This window comes from Gordonia oleivorans, from assembly GCF_040044975.1.
Classification (GTDB): Bacteria; Actinomycetota; Actinomycetes; order Mycobacteriales; family Mycobacteriaceae; genus Gordonia; species Gordonia oleivorans.
The window spans coordinates 42,060-61,973 of the sequence record NZ_JBDZDI010000005.1; the positions used below are offsets into that span (position 1 = coordinate 42,060).

General features: G+C 66.7%; 17 protein-coding genes and 1 pseudogene. 10 read left to right on the forward strand and 8 right to left on the reverse strand.

Features of this window, described 5'->3' with window-relative positions; genetic code table 11:
• Positions 1-79 precede the first annotated feature (79 nt).
• Genes ABLE92_RS10075 through purD form a run of 4 tightly spaced genes read left to right on the forward strand, consistent with a single transcriptional unit; the run spans position 80 to position 6,151 of the window.
• Positions 80-1,348, forward strand: coding sequence for a bifunctional glycosyltransferase family 2/GtrA family protein (locus ABLE92_RS10075; protein WP_348804621.1), 1,269 nt, complete (start codon positions 80-82; stop codon positions 1,346-1,348).
• A gap of 8 nt (positions 1,349-1,356) precedes the next feature.
• Positions 1,357-3,612 carry an ArnT family glycosyltransferase gene (locus tag ABLE92_RS10080; protein WP_496560791.1) on the forward strand — a complete coding sequence of 752 codons (2,256 nt, stop codon included), beginning with the start codon at positions 1,357-1,359 and terminating at the stop codon, positions 3,610-3,612.
• 50 nt (positions 3,613-3,662) lie between these two features.
• Positions 3,663-4,874, forward strand: coding sequence for a low temperature requirement protein A (locus tag ABLE92_RS10085; protein WP_348804878.1), 1,212 nt, complete (start codon positions 3,663-3,665; stop codon positions 4,872-4,874).
• Between the two features lie 23 nt (positions 4,875-4,897).
• Positions 4,898-6,151: a phosphoribosylamine--glycine ligase gene (gene purD / locus ABLE92_RS10090; protein ID WP_348804623.1), complete on the forward strand. Its 1,254-nt coding sequence runs from the start codon at positions 4,898-4,900 to the stop codon at positions 6,149-6,151.
• Positions 6,152-6,678: 527 nt separating this feature from the next.
• Here purD and ABLE92_RS26145 read toward each other — a convergent pair.
• From ABLE92_RS26145 to ABLE92_RS10110, 5 genes are all read right to left on the reverse strand, one after another.
• Positions 6,679-6,819, reverse strand: coding sequence for a DUF8730 family Cys-rich protein (locus ABLE92_RS26145; RefSeq protein ID WP_496560790.1), 141 nt, complete (start codon positions 6,817-6,819; stop codon positions 6,679-6,681).
• A gap of 1 nt (position 6,820) precedes the next feature.
• On the reverse strand, positions 6,821-7,249 hold the full coding sequence (locus ABLE92_RS10095; RefSeq protein WP_348804624.1) for a DUF302 domain-containing protein: 429 nt from the start codon (positions 7,247-7,249) through the stop codon (positions 6,821-6,823).
• A 30-nt stretch (positions 7,250-7,279) separates the two neighbouring features.
• Positions 7,280-7,546, reverse strand: coding sequence for a metal-sensitive transcriptional regulator (locus ABLE92_RS10100; RefSeq protein ID WP_348804625.1), 267 nt, complete (start codon positions 7,544-7,546; stop codon positions 7,280-7,282).
• A 71-nt stretch (positions 7,547-7,617) separates the two neighbouring features.
• Positions 7,618-9,708: an MMPL family transporter gene (locus ABLE92_RS10105; RefSeq protein WP_348804879.1), complete on the reverse strand. Its 2,091-nt coding sequence runs from the start codon at positions 9,706-9,708 to the stop codon at positions 7,618-7,620.
• 234 nt (positions 9,709-9,942) lie between these two features.
• Positions 9,943-10,701 carry a DUF6882 domain-containing protein gene (locus tag ABLE92_RS10110; protein WP_348804626.1) on the reverse strand — a complete coding sequence of 253 codons (759 nt, stop codon included), beginning with the start codon at positions 10,699-10,701 and terminating at the stop codon, positions 9,943-9,945.
• Between the two features lie 141 nt (positions 10,702-10,842).
• Between ABLE92_RS10110 and ABLE92_RS10115 the strand changes: the two genes are divergently transcribed.
• The 3 genes from ABLE92_RS10115 to purB all read left to right on the forward strand — a co-directional run bounded on the left by ABLE92_RS10115 (position 10,843) and on the right by purB (position 13,511).
• Positions 10,843-11,445 (forward strand): TetR/AcrR family transcriptional regulator, encoded by a 603-nt coding sequence (locus ABLE92_RS10115; RefSeq protein WP_348804627.1) that lies wholly within the window; start codon positions 10,843-10,845, stop codon positions 11,443-11,445.
• 61 nt (positions 11,446-11,506) lie between these two features.
• Positions 11,507-11,908 carry a hypothetical protein gene (locus tag ABLE92_RS10120; RefSeq protein WP_348804628.1) on the forward strand — a complete coding sequence of 134 codons (402 nt, stop codon included), beginning with the start codon at positions 11,507-11,509 and terminating at the stop codon, positions 11,906-11,908.
• 175 nt (positions 11,909-12,083) lie between these two features.
• Positions 12,084-13,511, forward strand: a complete 1,428-nt coding sequence (gene purB / locus ABLE92_RS10125; RefSeq protein ID WP_348804629.1) for an adenylosuccinate lyase — start codon at positions 12,084-12,086, stop codon at positions 13,509-13,511.
• A gap of 129 nt (positions 13,512-13,640) precedes the next feature.
• Here the strand turns inward: purB and ABLE92_RS10130 are convergent, their stop codons facing one another.
• Positions 13,641-13,937, reverse strand: a complete 297-nt coding sequence (locus tag ABLE92_RS10130) for an Rdx family protein (RefSeq protein WP_348804630.1) — start codon at positions 13,935-13,937, stop codon at positions 13,641-13,643.
• A gap of 36 nt (positions 13,938-13,973) precedes the next feature.
• Between ABLE92_RS10130 and ABLE92_RS10135 the strand changes: the two genes are divergently transcribed.
• The 3 genes and pseudogenes from ABLE92_RS10135 to ABLE92_RS10145 form a co-directional block, all read left to right on the forward strand.
• Positions 13,974-14,861 (forward strand): phosphoribosylaminoimidazolesuccinocarboxamide synthase, encoded by an 888-nt coding sequence (locus ABLE92_RS10135; RefSeq protein WP_348804631.1) that lies wholly within the window; start codon positions 13,974-13,976, stop codon positions 14,859-14,861.
• Between the two features lie 7 nt (positions 14,862-14,868).
• Positions 14,869-17,046: a S9 family peptidase gene (locus ABLE92_RS10140; protein WP_348804632.1), complete on the forward strand. Its 2,178-nt coding sequence runs from the start codon at positions 14,869-14,871 to the stop codon at positions 17,044-17,046.
• Positions 17,047-17,172: 126 nt separating this feature from the next.
• Positions 17,173-17,481: pseudogene (locus tag ABLE92_RS10145) on the forward strand (prolyl oligopeptidase family serine peptidase); the annotation flags it as partial.
• 320 nt (positions 17,482-17,801) lie between these two features.
• Here the strand turns inward: ABLE92_RS10145 and ABLE92_RS10150 are convergent.
• Together ABLE92_RS10150 and ABLE92_RS10155 are read right to left on the reverse strand one after the other, a co-directional pair.
• Entirely contained in the window at positions 17,802-19,370 is a 1,569-nt protein-coding gene (locus ABLE92_RS10150; protein ID WP_348804633.1) for a DHA2 family efflux MFS transporter permease subunit, read from the reverse strand.
• Positions 19,367-19,861 (reverse strand): MarR family winged helix-turn-helix transcriptional regulator, encoded by a 495-nt coding sequence (locus ABLE92_RS10155; RefSeq protein ID WP_348804634.1) that lies wholly within the window; start codon positions 19,859-19,861, stop codon positions 19,367-19,369. The genes ABLE92_RS10150 and ABLE92_RS10155 overlap by 4 nt, the downstream gene beginning before the upstream one ends.
• Between the last annotated feature and the right edge of the window lie 53 nt (positions 19,862-19,914).

A 19,914-nucleotide genomic window follows, 5' to 3' on the forward strand; every position in this document is an offset into this window, starting at 1 on the left:
TCGAAGCTGGTGGCGGCTCACAGGAGACTGGCAGCTTCGGCGCAGAATGGCCCCAGCGGGCCAGACCAAGCTTGTAGCCATGACCACAGAAGCGCTTCCGCAGGCCGCCGCCCCGATCACGGTGGTCGCCGACAGCTCCGCACCCGCTCCGGTCCTCGACATCGTCGTCCCCGTGTACAACGAGGAAGCCGACATCGCCGAGTGCCTGCATCGTCTGCACGAGCATCTCCGCGTCAACATGCCGTTCGCCGCGCGGATCACCGTCGCCGACAACGCGAGCACCGACTCGACCGTCGCGATCGCATCCCATATCGCCGACGAACTCGACGGCATCCGCGTCGCGCACCTCGACGAGAAGGGCCGCGGCCGGGCACTCAAGGCCGTGTGGAGCCGCAGCGACGCACAGATCGTCGCTTACTGCGACGTCGACCTGTCCACCGACCTCAACGCGTTGATGCCGCTGATCGCGCCGCTGATCTCCGGACACTCCGACGTCGCCATCGGCACCCGGCTGTCGAGGGACTCCCGCGTCGTCCGCGGCCCCAAGCGGGAATTCATCTCCCGCTCCTACAACCTCATCCTGCGGACCACCATGCGGGCGAAGTTCTCCGACGCCCAGTGCGGATTCAAGGCCATGCGCACCGACATCGGCCGGCAGGTGCTGCCCTACGTCGAGGACACCGGCTGGTTCTTCGACACCGAGTTGCTCGTACTCGCCGAACGGATCGGACTGCGCATCGCGGAGGTTCCCGTCGACTGGGTCGACGACCCGAACAGCACCGTCGACATCGTCTCCACCGCAGTCGAGGATCTCAAGGGATGCGCGCGTGTCGGCTATGCGCTGAGCACCGGTCGGCTGCCGATCGCCGAACTGCGCGCCACCATCGGTCGCGAACGTGCCCCCGGCCCCGCCCTCGACGGGGTCCCGCACGGCATGGTCGGTCAGCTCGCCCGGTTCTGCGTCGTCGGTGTCGCCTCCACCGTCGCCTACGCCGTCCTCTACCTGCTCCTGCATTCATTTCTGGGCGCACAGGTGTCGAACTTCGTCGCACTCGCGGTGACGGCCATCGCCAACACCGCGGCCAACCGCCGGTTCAGCTTCGGCGTCCGTGGACGCGAGGATGCGGTCAAGCACCAGTTCTTCGGCTTCGGCGTCTTCCTGTTCGGATGGGCGGTCACGTCGCTCTCGCTCGTCGCATTGCACTACTTCGCGCCCGACGCCGGCAAACACATCGAACTGCTCGTCCTGGTGATCGCGAATCTCGTTGCCACCGCCACCCGTTTCGTCGGGCTACGGTGGGTCTTCCGATCACACATGCACCGCCACACGCCGCAACCGGCCCAGTGAGAGAGATGATGAGTCACCCCGATTCACCCGAAGAGCCCGACAATTCCACCGACACAATCGAATCGGCAGACGTCACCGAAGATGCCGCGGCCCCGGAGAATTCCTCCCGGGGCCGTGGCCCTGTTTCGGTGCCGGCCGATCCGCCCGCCCTGTGGAAGTGGTTGTCACTGGGCGCATTGATCGTCGGCACCGCGCTGATCAATCTCTGGAACCTGTCGATCAACGGCTGGGCCAACTCGTTCTACGCCGCCGCCATCCAGGCCGGCTCGCAGTCGTGGAAGGCCTGGTTCTTCGGCTCGTCGGACATGGCGAACTCCATCACCGTCGACAAACCGCCTGCGTCGCTGTGGATTCCGGGTATCTCCGTACGGATCTTCGGCCTCAACAGCTGGGCGATGCTGGTGCCCAACGCCCTGATGGGTGTGGCGGCGGTCGCGTTGCTCTACTGGATGACCCGACGCTATCTCGGGCACTGGGCGGGCATCCTCGCCGGTGTCGTACTGGCGTTGACGCCGGTGGCGGCGATGATGTTCCGCTTCAACAATCCCGAGGCCCTGCTGGTCCTGCTGATGGTGGCGGCGGTCTGGGCATGCCTGCGGGCCTGTGAGGACGGCCGCCTGCGCTGGATGATCCTGACCGGCGTCTTCGTCGGATTCGGTTTTCTCACAAAGCAATTGCAGGTGATGCTGATCGTGCCGCCGCTGGCGCTGACGTATCTGGCATTCGGGCCGGGCGGCTGGCTCAAGCGGGTGTGGCATCTGTTGGCCGCCCTCGCCGCGATGATCGTGTCCGCCGGCTGGTGGATTCTCACGGTCGAGTTGTGGCCGGCATCGTCGCGCCCGTGGATCGGTGGCTCGCAGAACAACTCGATCCTGGAACTCACGTTGGGATACAACGGTTTCGGCCGGCTCAACGGAAACGAACGCGGCAGTGTCATGCCCGGTGGCGGTAACCGCGGGTACGGTGCCTACGCCGACGGAATGGGCGGAATGGGCGGTCCCGGTGGGTATTTCCCCGGTGGTCCGGGTGGCCGGGGCGGTCCGGGCGGCGGAATGTGGGGCGAGACAGGCATTCTGCGGATGTTCGAACCGGCCCAGGGCGGACAGATCGCCTGGCTGATCCCGAGTGCGTTGATACTCGGCATCGGGGCATTGGTGATCATCGGTCGCGCCGCGCGTACCGACATGCGCCGCGCCTACCTGTCGGTCTGGGGCCTGTGGCTGATCGTGACGATGGCCGTCTTCAGCTTCATGGCCGGTATCTTCCACAGCTACTACACCGCGGCACTGGCGCCGGCGGTCGCCGCCGTGCTCGCCGGTGGCGGTGCCGTGGCCTGGCGCGCCCGCGACACCCTCTGGGTGCGAATTCTGCTCGCGGCGGCGGTCTGGTTCGCCGCCATCTGGGGATTCGTCCTGCTCGACCGCTCGTCGGACTTCGTTCCGTGGCTGCGGTGGATCGTGCTGTTCCTCGGTCTCGTCGGCGGTGCGGTCATGCTCATCGCGCATCGCGCCTACCTCGGTGCGGTCGCGGTGTCGCTGTCACTCATCGCCGCGCTCGCCGGACCGCTGGCCTACACCGTCGACACCATCACCACCGCCAAACAAGGGTCGATCATCTCGGCCGGGCCGACCGTCCAAGGCGGCGGCCCGGGCGGCTTCGGCGGCCCCGGACGTGGCGGTAACCGGCAGAACGGGGGCCAACAGAACGGTGGTCAACAGAACGGGGGTCAGATGCCCGGCACGCCCGGTGGTCAGGGTGGCCAGGGCGGCCAGGGTCAGACACCCGGCGGGCTCGGCCAGGGTCAGATGCCCGGCGGCCAGATGCCCGGCGGTCAGATGCCCGGTGCAACGGGCCAGGGCGGCGGCTACACCGGTATGGGCGGCATGAACGGCCCGGCCGGCGGCCTCCTGATGGGCTCGAAGCCCAGCGCCGAGATGGTCGCGACCTTGCAGCGCAACGCCGACCAGTTCACCTGGGTGGCCGCTGCGGTCGGGTCCAACACCGCGTCCGGCTACCAACTCGAGACCGGGTACTCCGTCATGCCGATCGGCGGCTTCAACGGGACCGATCCGTCGCCGACGCTCGCCCAGTTCCAGAAACTGGTGGAGGAGAAGAAGATCCACTACTTCATCGCCAGCGGTCGGGGCATGATGGGCGGCGGATCCGAGGGCACCTCGTCGCAGATCACCGAATGGGTGGAGCAGAACTTCACCTCGTTGAGCATCGACAACGTGACGCTGTACGACCTGACCGCCCCGAAGTGATTGGCTAAAGTGCCGATGTGGCACTTCGAATCGGGCATCGTCTCACCCGCATGACCGGTCGCGACCCGCTCCAGGAGGAGCGGGCCGCGACCGGTCTGGAACTGTTCTACGACCTCGTCTTCGTGGTCATCTTCTCCCTCGCGGGCACCCAGATGGCCCACTACCTCGCCGAAGGGCACTACCGCACCGCGGTTTTCGGCTACGTGCTGTGTACCTTCGCGGGCATTTGGGCGTGGATCAACTTCAGTTGGTTCGCCTCGGCCTTCGACACCGACGACTGGTTCTTCCGGTGCGTCGTGCTCATCCAGATGGTGGGCGTGGCGATCCTGGCACTGGGCGTCGCCCCCGTGTTCAGCTCGATCGATCACAACGAGCACGTCGACATCAGGGTGCTGGTCATCGGCTACGTGGTGATGCGCGTCGGACTGCTCACCCAGTGGATACGTGCCGGCCTGCAGAGTCCCGAGTATCGGAAGACCTGCTTCACCTACGCCACCGCGGTGCTCGCCGCACAGATCGCCTGGGTGATCGTCGCGATCATCCCTCTCGCACTGTGGCCGACCATCGTGGCGATCCTGGTCTGTGCACTCATCGAACTGATGGGCCCGGTGATCGCCGAGACCCGCGTCAAGCCAACCCCGTGGCATCCGCATCACATTGCCGAGCGCTACTCCCTGCTGACGATCATCACCCTCGGTGAGGGGATCGTCGCGACCGTCGCGGTGTTGCAGGCAGTCGTCGAGGAACAGGGGTGGTCGGTCGAGGCGGCGGTGTTCGGACTCGCGGCGATGGTCGTGACCTTCGGCATGTGGTGGATCTACTTCACCGTTCCGATCGGCGACGCCCTCCATGCCCATCGGGACAAGAGCTTCGGCTTCGGCTACGGCCACCTGATCATCTTCATGTCGGCGGCGGCCACCGGAGCCGGATTGGAGGTGGCCGCACTGTGGAGCGAGCACGAGGCCAGCATCTCCCCGGGTGCGGTGGTCGCCTGCGTGGCGGTGCCGCTGGGCATCTACTGCCTCGGCATGCTGACCCTGTACAACTACCTGCTGCCCTTCGAGCCGGTCACCGTTGTCGGTGGGGTCAGCGTCCTGGTCCTTCTCGTCGCCGGGGTGTGGATGGCCGCGGCCGGCGTCTCGCTGATCGCCGCGGTGGTGGTGATCGCGCTCGCACCGGTGTCGATCGCGGTGATCGACGAGATCGCCGGGGTGCCGCGTCGGGCCCGCACCTTGCGTGCCATCGGCGTCGACGTCGAATGACGCCGGCCGCTAGAGTCATGGACGTGCGCGTACTCGTGATCGGCTCGGGCGGCCGCGAACATGCCCTGCTCCTGCGACTCGCCGACGACCCGTCGGTCACCGATCTGCATGTCGCGCCGGGTAACGCCGGTACGGCGACGGTGGCCACCAACCACACCGTCGATGTCACCTCGTCCGACGATGTGGTGGCATTGGCCACCTCGATCGCCGCCGACCTGGTGGTCATCGGCCCCGAGGTTCCGCTGGTGCTCGGCGTCGCGGACGCGTTGCGGGAGAACGGATTCGCTACATTCGGTCCGTCCCGGGAGGCGGCCCGGATCGAGGGCTCCAAGGCCTTCGCGAAAGACGTCATGGCCGCTGCCGGGGTGCGCACGGCGCACGCCGAGACCGTCGACAACCCGGCCCACCTCGACGCCGCCCTCGACCGCTTCGGACCGACCTGGGTGGTCAAGGACGACGGCCTCGCAGCCGGGAAGGGCGTGGTGGTCACCGCCGACCGCGCCGCCGCCCGCGATCATGCCGCCGAATGTCTCGAGAGTGGGCACCCGGTGCTGCTGGAGAGTTTCCTCGACGGTCCCGAGGTCTCCCTGTTCTGTCTCGTCGACGGGGAGACCGTGGTCCCGCTGATCCCCGCGCAGGACCACAAGCGGGTCGGCGACGGTGACACCGGACCCAACACCGGTGGCATGGGCGCCTATACGCCGCTGCCGTGGCTGCCCGACGAGGTCACCCGGCAGATCGTCACCGACGTCGTCGAGCCGGTCGCCGCCGAGATGGTGCGACGAGGCTGTCCGTTCAGCGGGCTGCTCTATGCCGGCCTGGCGATCGGCGCCGACGGCCCGGCCGTGGTCGAATTCAACTGTCGTTTCGGCGATCCGGAAACCCAGGCGGTCCTGGCATTGCTGAAATCCCCGCTGGGACAGGCGCTCAAGGCGACCGCCTCCGGAACGCTTGCCGACCTGCCGCCGCTGGAATGGGCCGACGGGTCCGCGGTGGTCGTGGTGATCGCGGCCGAGAACTACCCGTCGACGCCGCGCACCGGCGACGTGATCACCGGTGCCGACGGCGAGGGAGTTTTGCACGCCGGTACCAAACGAGACGCCGACGGAGAGGTCGTCTCCGCCGGCGGTCGTGTGCTCGGGGTGGTCGGGGTGGGCGCCGATCTGGCCGCGGCGCGGGCGCAGGCCTACGATCGGGTCGCCGGGATCAAGCTCCCCGGTTCCCATTTCCGGACCGACATCGGCCTGGCCGCGCTGGAGGGCCGGATCTCGCTGTAGTCGTCCGACCGGGCACCGTCGGCGTCGACCTGCTCACACGGCGGAGACTGTCGGGACCTCGAGCGCGCCGATGCGCGAGTTCGAGGTCGAGCCACCGTCGACCCCGAAGCGGGGACGGTGATTCCGCAACGATCGTCGATGACAGTGGGTCGATGGTGATCGTGGGGCCGAGTTCGGGCGTGAAGCCGAAGATCTTGCCAAAAGCGTTGCGGAACAGCGGAATATGGTTGCCCCGATGACTTTCGGGTACTTCGATTCCGCTCAGCCAGGTGTCGACGACTCCGGCGAAGCCGATCTCCCGCCACCTGTCGAGCATGAGTTGCGGCAGACGGTCACCGAATTCGTCGTGGTACCGCCGGGGAACCGGACGTGGATCGATCGGATCTCCCCAACGGGACAAGAGCTCAGCAACTCCGAAGGCACTGGCTGTCTTCCTTCCCGCCGGGTTGACGTCGTGCAGACCCCGGACGCCGTCGACGGCCGGGGATGGATTCCCCGGCCGTCGACGAACATCGTTGACCGCGTGGTTATCCGCCGATTCCGGCGGATTGATGCCGGCCGTCGCACCACTGCTCCGGTGGGACCGTCGCGCGGACGTCGTCGACATGTGCGCCGCAGCCGTCCCAGGTGATCTTGCCGCAAACCGCACATCGCACCGGGTAGCACATGTCAGGCGCTCCCTTCGGCCACCGGAACCCCGGCGTCGAGGGTTGCGATCGCCGCACGCAGCTTGGTCGCGGCGTCGGCGGCCACCTCGGGCAGTCCGGGTGCGTCCCGCAACTGCACCATCAGATCCGGGTTCATCGCCTCGACGATGACCGATCCCGGGTTGGTGGTGTCGTCGCGGACGACGACGTTGCAGGGCAGCAGCAACCCGATCTGCCGGTCGGCGCCCAGGGCGCGATGGGCCAGCGGCGGATTGCACGCACCGAGAATCAGGTAATTCTCGATGTCCTCGTCGAGTTTGTTCTTCATCGTTGCGGTCACGTCGATCTCGGTGAGGACACCGAAACCCTGTTGTGCCAACGCTTCCCGGGTGCGGGCGACGGCCTCGGCGAAGCCGGTGTCGGGCAGGGTGGTGGCGATCGCGATATCCATCGGAACTCCTACTCTCTGGATGGGCTCGCCTCAGGCGAGGGCGAGGAACAGTTTCTCAAGCTGTTCTTGGGTCATGGGCTCACCGGTGGCGTCGTCACCGGTGAGGCACTCGCGCAGGCCGGTGGCGACGATCTTGAAACCGGCGCGGTCGAGTGCCTTGGAGACCGCGGCGAGCTGGGTGACCACGTCCTTGCAGTCCCGCCCGTCTTCGATCATCGAGATCACACCGGCGAGTTGCCCATGTGCCCGGCGCAGTCGGTTGAGAACCACTGCGATTGCTTCGTCGTCGCCTACCATTGGCTGACCTTTCTGTCGTGCTGACTTGCATCCATCATACCCCTTGGGGTATGACTACCGGTCGCTCTGCATCAGTGGCTGAACGAGATGTTGGGCAGGATGCGGTTGAGCCAGCGCGGGGTCCACCAGGCGCCATGTCCGGTGATCCGGAGCAGCACCGGCAGCAGTACCAGGCGGATCAGCGTGGCGTCGAGCAACACCGCCACACCCAGGATGATGCCCATCTCCTTCGGTGGGAGCGGATCGGCCAACGCGAAGGTGAAGAACACCGCCACCATGACCGCCGCCGCGGCGAAGATGATGCGTCCGGAGTAGGCCAGACCGTCGATCTGGGCGGACCGCGGATCACCCGACTTCTCGTAGTGCTCCTTGGCCGTGGCCAGCAGGAAGACGGTGTAGTCCATGGCGATGGCGAAGATCATCGCGAAGAAGAACACCGGACCCCAGCCGTCCAGGAAGCCCTGGGGCTCGAAACCGAGCAGTCCCGCGCCGTGGCCGTCCTGGAAGATCAGCTTCGCGACGCCGAAGGCCGCGGCCGTCGACAGCAGGCTGACCAGGGTGCCCAGCAGGGCGATGACGGGCGCGCGCAGTGCGATCAGCAGCAACAGGAAGCCCAGGGTCAGGATCACCGCGACGATCACCGGGAACCAGTCGTTCAGCGCTGTCTGCAGATCGATGTTCTCCGCGGGGGCACCGCCGACCAGGGCATCGGCCGGCACGTTCTCGCGTAGCCGGGACAGGATGTCGTTCATCGAAGCATCCGACGGATCGACCGACGGAATGGCCTGCATCATCGCGTATCCGGAACCGTCGGTAGCGTTCTGGGGCGGGGTGACCATGGCGATGCCCTTGGTTTGCGCGGCCGCGGCGGCCGTCGCCGCGGCATCGGCCTGCGGCACGACGATCTGCAGGGCGCCGGGTGCTCCCGGACCCATGTTCTCGGCGACGATCGCATAGCCCTGGCGCACCGGGGCGTCCTCGGGGACGACGTTGATCGACGGCATCGCGACCTTGAGACCCAGAACCGGCAGCGCCAGCAGGATCAGGATGGCCAGCGAGACGACGGCGAACGGCCACGGATGACGATGCAGCAGTTCACCCCACTTGCCGAACAGGTGCGAGCGATGCTGTTGCTTGCGGGCCCACGGCAGTGATCCAGCGTTGACCTTCGGGCCCAGGGCCGCCATCACGGCGGGCAGCAGGGTCATCGTCGCGGCCAGGACGAAGATCACCGCCAGCATGATGCCGACCGCCATCGTGCGCACCGCGGGTGCGGGAACCAGTAGCACCGTCGACAGGCTGACCAGGACCGTCAGGCCCGACAGCAGAACCGCCTTACCCGCGGTGTCCATCGTCTCGGCGGTCGCGTGCTTCGGGGTGTCGTGATAGACCATCGCCGCACGGAACCGCGACACCATGAACAGCGCGTAGTCGATTCCCAGGGCGAGGGCGAACATCATGGCAAAGTTCATGGCCCACACCGAGATCGGTGTGACGGTGTTCAACAGGACCAGACCGCCGGCCGAGGCGACCAGCCCGGCGATGGTGAGCAGCAACGGAAGTCCGGCTGCGACCAGGGAACCGAATGCGACGACCATGATCGCCAGGGTGATCGGCCAGGAGAACATCTCCGCCTTGATCATTGCCTCGTGGTTGGCCTTGTTGAAGTCACTCCACAGCGCCGACGCCCCGGTGGGGTAGACGTCGATTCCGTTGCCGGACAACGCCGTCAGTGCTTCCTTGTGGTCGTCGACCGCCTTGACCATGGCGTCGGTGTCGGCGTTCGCGCCGATGATGACCACTCCGGTGTGCTCGTCTTGGCTGATCGTCATGCCCGGCTGCGGCGCGACGACCGCGGCGAAGCGCGAATCACTGTGTGCGACCTCGGTGATCTCGGCGATGACCTGCTGCACCGCGGGGCTCGAGATCTGCTGGTCGTCGGAGTGGATCACCACCTGGACCGCGGCCGAGGAGTTCCCGCCGAAGTGCTCCTGGGCGAGATCGCGCACCGCGACCGATTCCGACCCGTTGGCCTGCCATCCGGCGCCGGCCAGCGAGCTGAACACACTCGGTGCGGCCGCACCGAGTCCGATCACCAGGATCGCCCACACCGCGAACACCCAGCCGCGGTGGGTGGCGGTCCAGAGACCGAGCCGGGCCATCGGGCCGGGTGATGATGTCGTCGGGGTCGACGTCCCCGACGGCTCGGGTGCCGTCGGCGGTGGTGATTCGTCGAGCTCTTTGCTGGTGGCCACGTTCTCTCCTCACGAGCATACCCATGGGGGTATCGGATGGGTGTGGCCAACATACCCCTAGGGGTATCAAAACGGCAAGCCCAAGCCCGTACCTCGGACATGCGAGGGGAGAACGCGGCGGAGCGGGAAGCTCTGGGCCGATCAGGCGGACAGTTCTGCGGCTTCGGTCAACCCGCGACCGGCGCGATCGAACCACAGCGGGGTCACCGCGCGACCGTCGGAGACCAGGCACATCGACGCGCCCGGTTCGGTGACGTCGAAACGGTGGGTGGCCTCGGCCGGTCCCGGCGTCTGCCACCGGATGTGCCATCCCCGACGTGCGGCGAGTCCGTGGACCGCGACCCGGTGATCGCCGACCTCGACGTCGGCGAGGAGATCCGGCAGGGCCGCGACGAAGTCGGCGAAGGTGGGTTCGGGTAGAGCGACGTCGGTCAGCAGGACCACGTCGCGGCCGCCGTCGGGACGGACGACGCACATGTCGGGACCACGTCCGAGGAGCTGCACGGCCACCGCGCCGAGCGTCGTGCCGAGGGTGTCGAGGACGTTGCCGGTTGGGTGCTGCGGCGGCCCGATGGGCATCTCCGGAACCGACATCGCGGTGAGCCCGAGTCGTTCTGCGGCCCGGCGCAACTCCGCGGTGGACAGGTCGGTCGGACCCGCGTCGACGGCCCAGCCCCAGCGGGCCCTCGATGCGTCGGAGGCCAGCGTCGCCACCAGCGAGGCGTGCGTCTCGACGAGGCGCCGCGGGTCGTCGACGGAGGTGAAGACGACCCGCGTGCCGGTGAATGTCGCGGTGCACTCGCTCAGTTCGCGTGCCAGGAAGGCGTCGAACATGTCGCGTCGAAGCCGCGCGTACCAGGCGCCGCAATCGGCCACCGCGCGCAAACCGTCCAGATGCATGCCGCTCACGCTAATGCGCGTGGACCCGCCGCGGACCGGCTGTCGGGTGATCAACCGACCGGCGTCCGGGACGTTGCGCGGGCCGCGGATCGAGGCGCGGATCCACGAAAAGGGCGCAGTGGCGCAGATCACCCTGGCAGCATGGTCGCCATGACATCGGCAGCCACACCGAAGGGGACGAGGCGACGGTCTCAACTCATCGAGGCTGCCGGTTCCCTGCTGCTCGAGGGCGGTTTCGACGCCGTCCGGCACCGTGCCGTGGCCGATCGTGCCCAGATGCCGCTGGCATCGACCACCTACTATTTCGCCTCTCTCGAGGAGTTGATGGCCGAGGCCGCTCGTCAGGTGACGCGGGACGCCGACGAGGCGATCGCCGCCCGGGGTGCGGCGGTGACCCGTCGCCGACGCGGCGTCGGCGCCACCGCGGAGGTGCTGTCGGAGGTGTTCGTCGGCGTCGACACCCCGATCGAGGAACTCGCGGCCCGCTACGAGTTGATCACCCTTGCCGCGCGCTACCCACGACTGCGTGAGGTCGTCGAGGAGCGTCGGCAACACGTGTCGGCGTTGCACGGCGAGGTGCTCGAGAAGTCCGGGCGGCGATCGGAGCCGGAGCAGGTGCGATGGCTCATCGCGGTGGAGGATGGTGCGGTCGTCGGGACGTTGGGCTCCGGTGCCGAATCGCCGTTCGCGGCCGCACGCGCGGCACTCGGCGGTGTCGTCGATATCCTGGCACCTCGAAGATGAAGAGCAGCAACGATTGTCGTCGGGCACGGTGGCCGGGTCAGGGGAGGACATGGGAGAAGGTATGACGTATCGGATGCGACGGTGGGCCGTGACGGCGATGGCGGCGGCGTCGGTGGCCGCGGCCGGTTTGATCGGCGCCGGATCGGCGGCGGCGGCCCCGTCCGGGCAGGTGGATGCGGGTGTCCCGTTCTCCTCGGCCGTCTACGGCACCGGCTGCACCTATCAACTCGTCGTCCCGGTGAACGCGTCCGGAATGGTCTACTTCTGGGAGCAGGGCCAGGGACAGAAGCCGCTGTTCATCGGCAAGGCACAGGCCCACCAGCTCGTGGCCACCGTCGACTGGATTCCTCGGCACCAGGGCAAGCGCACGCTCTATGCGGTGCAGAACGGCGTCAAGGGTCCCGTCGTGAGCGCACCCGTGCATCAGGGCTACGGCTCGGGCTGGGCGTGCTTCGCCCTTTAGTACCGCCGTGCTTCGCCCTTTAGTACCGCCGTGCTTCGCCCTTTAGTACCGCCGTGCTTCGCCCTTTAGCACCGCCGTGCTCGCCCTGTAGTGCAGCACTGCGCTCGCGGTTTCCGCTGATCGCGGCGTCGACACCAGAAACCACATACCAAACACCAGACACTAGACTGTTGACGTGCCGAAACCCGTCATCAGCAATGTCCTCGCGAGCCGCTACGCATCCGCCGATCTCGTCGAGATCTGGTCGGCGACCAACAAGATCGCGGCCGAACGCCGCCTCTGGATCGCCGTGCTGCGGGCCCAGCGCGACCTCGGCATCGACGTACCCGAGACGGCCATCGCCGATTACGAGCGGGTCGTCGACGACATCGACCTCGCATCGATCGCCGACCGCGAACGCGTCACCCGCCACGATGTGAAGGCGCGCATCGAGGAGTTCAACGCCCTGGCCGGGCATGAGCAGATCCACAAGGGGATGACCAGCCGCGACCTCACCGAGAACGTCGAGCAGCTGCAGATCCTGCAGTCCCTGCGGTACGTGCACGCCCACGGTGTCGCGGTGCTCGCACGCCTCGTCGAGCGGGCCGCGGAGTACTCGACGGTGGTGATGGCCGGACGCAGCCACAACGTCGCCGCGCAGGCCACCACCCTGGGCAAGCGATTCGCGTCGGCCGCCGACGAACTGATGATCGCGCTCACCCGGCTCTCCGAGCTGATCGACCGCTATCCGTTGCGCGGCATCAAGGGGCCGATGGGCACCAGCCAGGACATGCTCGACCTGCTCGACGGTGACGCAGGCAAACTCGCCGACCTCGAATCGCGGGTGGCCGGGCACCTCGGATTTGCGCGGTCGTTGACCTCGGTCGGCCAGATCTACCCGCGGTCACTCGACCACGACGTGGTCTCCGCGTTGGTGCAGGTGGCCGCCGGGCCGTCGTCGTTCGCCCACACCATCCGCCTGATGGCCGGCCACGAGCTGGTCACCGAGGGTTTCCAGCCGGGGCAGGTGGGGTCGTCGGCGATGCCGCACAAGATGAACACCCGCTCCTGCGAACGCGTGAACGGACTGCAGGTGGTGCTGCGCGGCTACGCCTCGATGGCCGCCGAACTCGCCGGCGCCCAGTGGAACGAGGGGGACGTCTTCTGCTCGGTGGTGCGCCGCGTCGCACTGCCTGACGCCTTCTTCGCCATCGACGGCCTGATGGAGACCTTCCTGACCGTCCTCGCCGAGTTCGGTGCCTATCCGGCCGTGATCGCCAACGAGCTCGACCGTTACCTGCCGTTCCTGGCCACCACCAAGGTGCTGATGGCGTCGGTGCGCGCCGGGGTCGGCCGCGAGGCCGCCCACGAGGCGATCAAGGAGAACGCCGTCGCCGTGGCCCTGGCGATGCGTGAGGAGGGTCGCGAACCCGACCTGCTCGATCGCCTCGCCGCCGACGACCGCATCCCGCTCGACCGCGCGCAGCTCGACGCCCTGCTCGAGGACAAGGAAGCCTTCGTCGGAGCGGCCGGCCGGCAGGTGGCCGACGTGATCGCCGCCGCGGAGAAGATCATCGGAGAGTATCCGGAGGCTGCGGCTTATAGCCCGGCGCCGATTCTGTAGGGCGAGTGGCGCTGCTCGACGGTGCCGCCGCGGTCACTGCTTCGTCACGCGGCACCTGTTCCTTCGCGCGGTCATTGCACCGGGAGCGTGAGTGCGCAGGCACCGCGTCGAGGAGCGCTGCGTCGGATGTCAGGCCTCCGGTGCGGAACTGCTCCCCTCCGAATGCCCCAACCGCCAGTCCGGCAGGGCGGCGTCCCGCAGCCGGCGTTTGAGTTCGGCGGCGTCGGGGAATCCGCCGTCGGTTTTCCGTTCCCAGAGCTGTGTGCCGTCGACGTCGATGACGAAGATGCCGCCGGTTCCGGGTACCAGGGTCACCGAGCCGAGGTCGGCACCGAAGGTGTTCAGCAGTTCACTCGCCATCCAGCTCGCGCGCAGCAGCCAGTTGCATTGAGTGCAGTAGGTGATGGTGACGTGCGGCCCGGCCATGCGGGTCAGCCTGTCATACCTCTAAGGTGAGAAGCCATGCGGCCGGCACTCGACTCGTACACCCACATCGCCTCGGGCAAGGTGCGCGAGATCTACCAGATCGACGACGACACCCTGCTCATGGTGGCCAGCGACCGGATCTCGGCGTACGACCACATCCTGACCCCGACCATCCCCGACAAGGGACGCATCCTCACCGCGATGAGTTTCTTCTGGTTCGACGCCCTCGGGGTGCCCAACCACCTCGCCGGCGGACCCACCGACGAACGCATCCCGGAGGGTGCGGTGGGCCGCTCCATGGTGGTGCGCAAACTTCCGATGGTCCCGGTGGAATGCGTGGCCCGCGGGTACCTCACCGGCTCCGGACTCATCGACTACCGGGCCACCGGCTCGGTGTGCGGGGTCGAGCTGCCCGAGGGGCTCGACGAGGCCCACCGGCTGCCCGAACCGATCTTCACCCCGGCCACCAAGGCCGAGCAGGGCGATCACGACGAGAACATCAGCTTCGAGGCGGTGGCGGCGACGGTCGGGGACGACCTCGCCACCGCGCTTCGCACGGCCACCCTCGACATCTACTCGCGGGGTGCCGCGATCGCCACCGACCGCGGAATCATCCTCGCCGATACCAAGTTCGAGTTCGGCCAGGACGCCGACGGCACCCTCGTCCTCGCCGACGAGGTGCTCACCCCCGATTCGTCGCGGTACTGGGAGGCGGCCGGCTACACCCCCGGCCAGGTCCAGCCGAGCTTCGACAAGCAGATCGTCCGCAACTGGCTGACCTCACCGGAATCCGGCTGGGACCGCGCCTCCGACACCACCCCACCCGCACTGCCCGACGACGTGGTGGCACGCACCCGGGCACGCTACATCGAGGCCTACGAATGGATTTCGCAGAAGTCCTTCGCCGACTGGCCGCAAGGATAGGAGTTCAGTGAGCGACGCAGCATCGTCGACCGGCACCGGCCGCAACGGCGCTCCGGCGGCGAAGAAGGTTCCCCAGGAACGCACGCACCACGGCGACACCGTGATCGACAACTACGAGTGGTTGCGCGACAAGGACGATCTCGAGGTGATCGCCTTCTTGGCGGCGCAGAACGAGTTCACCGAGAAACACACCGCACAACTGGCCGGACTGCGAGCCGACATCTTCGGTGAGATCCGTTCCCGCACCAAGGAAACCGACATGTCGGTACCGTCGCGACGCGGCGGATACTGGTACTACGGGCGCACCCACGAGGGCAAACAATATGCGACGCATTGCCGTTGCCCGATCGTCGACGCCGACGACTGGACACCCCCGGAGGTGTCCGACGACGCGCCCCTGCCCGGCGAAGAGGTACTGCTCGACGCGAACGCCGAAGCCGAGGGATACGACTTTTTCTCGTTGGGCGCCCTGACCGTCAGCCACGACGGCAACTGGCTCGCCTACAGCACCGACGTCGTCGGCGACGAGCGATACACCCTGCGGTTCAAGGATCTTCGCACCGGTGAGTTGCTGCCCGACACCATCGCCGACACCGCCGGCGGCGCGGTCTGGTCGGCCGACACCCGCCACGTCTTCTATCAGACCGTCGACGACGCGTGGCGTCCGGACACGGTGTGGCGCCACGACATCGGGACCTCCACCCCCGACGTCAAGGTGTTCTACGAACCCGACGAACGCTACTGGGTCGGCATGGGTACCACCCGCAGTGACAAGTACCTGATGATCGCCGTCGGGTCCAAGATCACCTCCGAGTGCTTCGTCCTCGCCGCCGACGATCCGACCGGCGAATTCCGCAGCGTCGCACCACGAGTCGACGGTGTCGAGTACAACGTCGAACACGCCGAGATCGGTGGTAAGGACTACTTCCTCATCGTGCACAACGATGAACGGGGCGGTGAGAAGAGCGAGGACTTCGCCATCGACATCGCGCCGGTCGACGATCCGTCGGTGCGCACCGAGTTCATCGGGCACCGACGCGGCATCCGGATCGAGGACATCGACGCCTTCCGCGACTACCTGGTGCTGAGTTACCGCGCGGATGCACTGCCCCGGGTGTCGATCGCCGACCTCCGTCGCATCGACGGCATTCCGGTGGCCGAGGACTTCATCGAGGTCGCCGTCGCCCAGGAACTGTTCTCCCTGGGCCTGGCCGGTAACCGTGAATGGGCTACGCCGCGGCTGCGTTTCGGCTACGGCAGCTTCATCGAACCGTCGGAGTTGTTCGAACTCGACGTCACCACCGGCGAGCGCGTGCTGCTCAAACGGCAGCCGGTGCTCGGTGATTTCGACGTCGATGACTATGTGCAGTCCCGGGAATGGGCCACGGCCGCCGACGGAACCCGGATCCCGCTGTCGATCGTGCGACGCAAGGATGTCGCCGCGCCCGGCGAGGACGGGGCCTCTCCGGCTCCGCTCCTGCTGTACGGATACGGTTCGTACGAGGCGAGTTTCGATCCGGGTTTCTCGGTGTCTCGATTGTCGATGCTCGACCGTGGCGTCGTCTTCGTCCTGGCCCATATCCGTGGTGGCGGCGAGATGGGTCGCCACTGGTATGAGACCGGCAAGACCCTCACCAAGAAGAACACCTTCACCGACTTCGTGGACTCCGGGCGGCATCTGGTCGAACGTGGCTGGACGACCCCGAAACAGATGGTGGCCGAAGGTGGTTCGGCCGGCGGGCTGCTGATGGGGGCAGTCGCCAATCTGGCGCCGGAACTGTTCAACGGCATCCTCGCATCGGTGCCGTTCGTCGACGCGCTGAACTCGATCCTCGATCCGTCGCTGCCGTTGACGGTCATCGAATGGGATGAGTGGGGGGACCCGCTGCACGACCCGGTGGTCTACGAGTACATGAAGTCGTACTCGCCGTATGAGAACGTCACCGCCCTGCCCTATCCGCCGATTCTCGCGCAGACCTCGCTCAACGACACCCGTGTGCTGTTCACCGAGGCAGCGAAATGGGTTGCCCGGCTGCAGGATCTGAGTACATCGGACAATCTCATCCTGCTCAAGACGGAGATGTCGGCCGGCCACGGCGGCGTGTCCGGCCGGTACAAGCAGTGGGAGGAAGTCGCCTTCGAGATCGCCTGGATCCTGCAGCAGACCGGTGCGGTCTCGGTCTGAGTGGGAGAGGACCTCATATAACCGGGATGGCTCAGGGGACTCACGACAATTATTGACGTGAGTCCCGCTATTCGTCCCATCTGTATGTGCGTCCGGCGGTGTTCGGGTGTCAGTCGGCGGCATCTGATCACCGCCCTGTCCTATCCGCCGATTCTCGCGCAGACCTCGCTCAACGACACCCGTGTGCTGTTCACCGAGGCGGCCAAATGGGTTGCCCGGCTACAGGATCTGAGCACCTCGGACAATCTCATCCTGCTCAAGACGGAGATGTCGGCCGGTCACGGCGGCGTGTCCGGCCGGTACAAGCAGTGGGAGGAAGTGGCCTTCGAGATCGCGTGGATCCTGCAGCAGACCGGTGCGGTCACACGGTCTGAGTGGGAGAGGACCTCATATAACCGGGATGGCTCAGGGGACTCGCGACAATTATTGACGTGAGTCCCGCTATTCATCCCATCTGTATGTGCGTCCGGCGGTGTTCGGGTGTCAGTCGGCGGCATCTGACACCGGAACCATGGTGTGCGCCACGATTCCGCCACGGAACACGGCCGTGGTGACGCGCTCGAGGCGCACTGATTGCTCCAGATCGGAGAAGAGGGCCCGACCGGCCCCGAGCGGTAGATCTACCACGACTTTTACCGAAACTCATCGCGACAAGCGGGCGATGCCCCGCACCCGAGAACGGGTGCGGGGCATCGTGCGACGCAGAGCGTCAGTGCAACCCGACGCGGAGCGTCAGTGCAACCCGACGCGGAGCGTCAGTGCAACATCGTCGGTGCCGGACGATCCATGTCCTCTTCGACCAGCGGGGAGGCGATCTTCTTGCGGGGCAGGAAGAACGCCGGGATGAGGGTCACCGCGACCAGGACGGTGGCGATGATGAAGGTGGTGCCGAACGCATTCGCGGCCCACTCGAACCACTGCTGCGGCGGTTCCGGGGGCAACTGCCCGGCCTGCACACCCGCCTCGTACTTGTCCGGGGCGGCGTTGCTGCTGATCGCGATGAGCGACTCCGGATGTGCCTTGAACAGGGTGGCCAAGACCACCGAGATCACCGCGGTACCGATCGACGACGCCGACTGCTGAACGACGTTCATCAGGGTCGAACCGTCCGGGACCTGCTTGTTGTTCAGGGTGGCCAGCGCGGCGGACATGATCGGCATCATCGTCATACCCATGCCCAGACCCTGCACGAACAGCGCGATGCACAGTGCCCAGTACGGGGTGTCGGGGCCGAGGAAGACGAAATAGCCCATGCCGCAGAAGATCAGCACGATACCGGCGAGGACGAACTTGCCGGGGCCCATCTTGTCGGTGAGGCGACCGGCGATCGGCATCGTGATCATCGCGCCGAGTCCCTGCGGTGCCAGCAGCAGTCCGGCCATCAGGGTGGACTCGCCGCGCACACCGATGAAGTACTGCGGATAGAGCAGTGCCGCACCGAAGAAGGCGATCATGAACGTCGTCATCGTGATGACGGCGATGGCCAGGGTCTTGTTCTTGAACAGACGCAGGTCCAGCAGCGGATTCTTGGAGCGCAGGGCGTGGAACACGAACCCGATGATCAGCAGTAAACCGATGATGGTGATCGTGAGGACCTTGGCGTCGATGAACGTGCCGGCCTCGGTGGACGAGGAGATGCCGTAGAGGAACAGTGCCAGACCCGGTGAGAGCAACAGCAATCCGACGATGTCGATACTCGGGCGGGAGGTCTCCTCGTCATCACGCAGCACCAGCCACGCATAGACGAGGGCAACCAGACCGATCGGGACGTTGATCAGGAACACCCAGTGCCAGCTGGCCTTCTCGATGAGCAGGCCACCGAGGATGGGGCCACCGATGGGGCCGAGCAGCATCGGGATACCGAGGACGGCCATCACCGAACCGACCCGCTCGGGACCGGCGGCCTTGGTGAGGATCATCATGCCGATCGGCATCAGCAGACCACCGCCGAGACCCTGGACCACGCGGAAGGCGACCAGCGATCCGATGTTCCAGGCGACCGCGCACAGGGCGGAGCCGAGCAGGAACAGCAGCAGCGACGTCAGATACACCTTCTTGGTGCCGAAACGTGCTGCGGCCCAGCTCGACAGCGGGATCACCGCGGCCAGCGCCAGGGTGTAGCCGGTCATCGTCCAGGCGGCGCCGGCGGCGTCGGTGTCGAAGGTTTCCTGGAAGGTGTTCTGCGCCACCGACACCACGGTGACGTCGAGGATCGACATGATGGCGCCGAGCACGACGACGCCGGCGATCTTCAGCACATGCTTGTCGAGCCCGGTGTCCGGCGGTCCGGAATGGAGATGACCTCCGGTGGAGGATGTCGTCATGAGGTGACTTTCTGCTTGCGAGTGGAAGAGTCGATGGGGGAGAGGTCGAAGTAGTCGACGTCGGCGTCGACGATCGGTCGGAGTGCCGCGATCAGGGCGGCCTGGTGTTCGGAGGGCAAGCCGGCGACGAAGGTGCGGAGCACGCCCTGCTGGACGGTCAACTGCTTGTCGATCAGTGCGCGGCCCTCGGCGGTGAGGCTGACCCGTTTGACCCGACGGTCGTCGGGATCTTCGCGGCGGTCGACGAATCCCGACTTGACCAGCCGGTCGACGGTGCGGCCGGTGGCGGCCACCGACAAACCGATCGCATCGGCGATCTCGTGCACCGACATCGGTTCCTCGGCGTCACCGGTCACGAACAGCGTTCGGATCTGGCTGAGGGTGAGGTCGGTGGTGGCGAGATCATCCATGGCGGCCGTCTTGCCGAGACAGGTCAATCGATCCAGGAAGTCGCGGAGCGCGCCACACGCGGAATCGACTGAGGAAGACACCGGGAAATAGTAACGGGGACGCAACTATCGCACCAACGCAAATAATGGTGAGC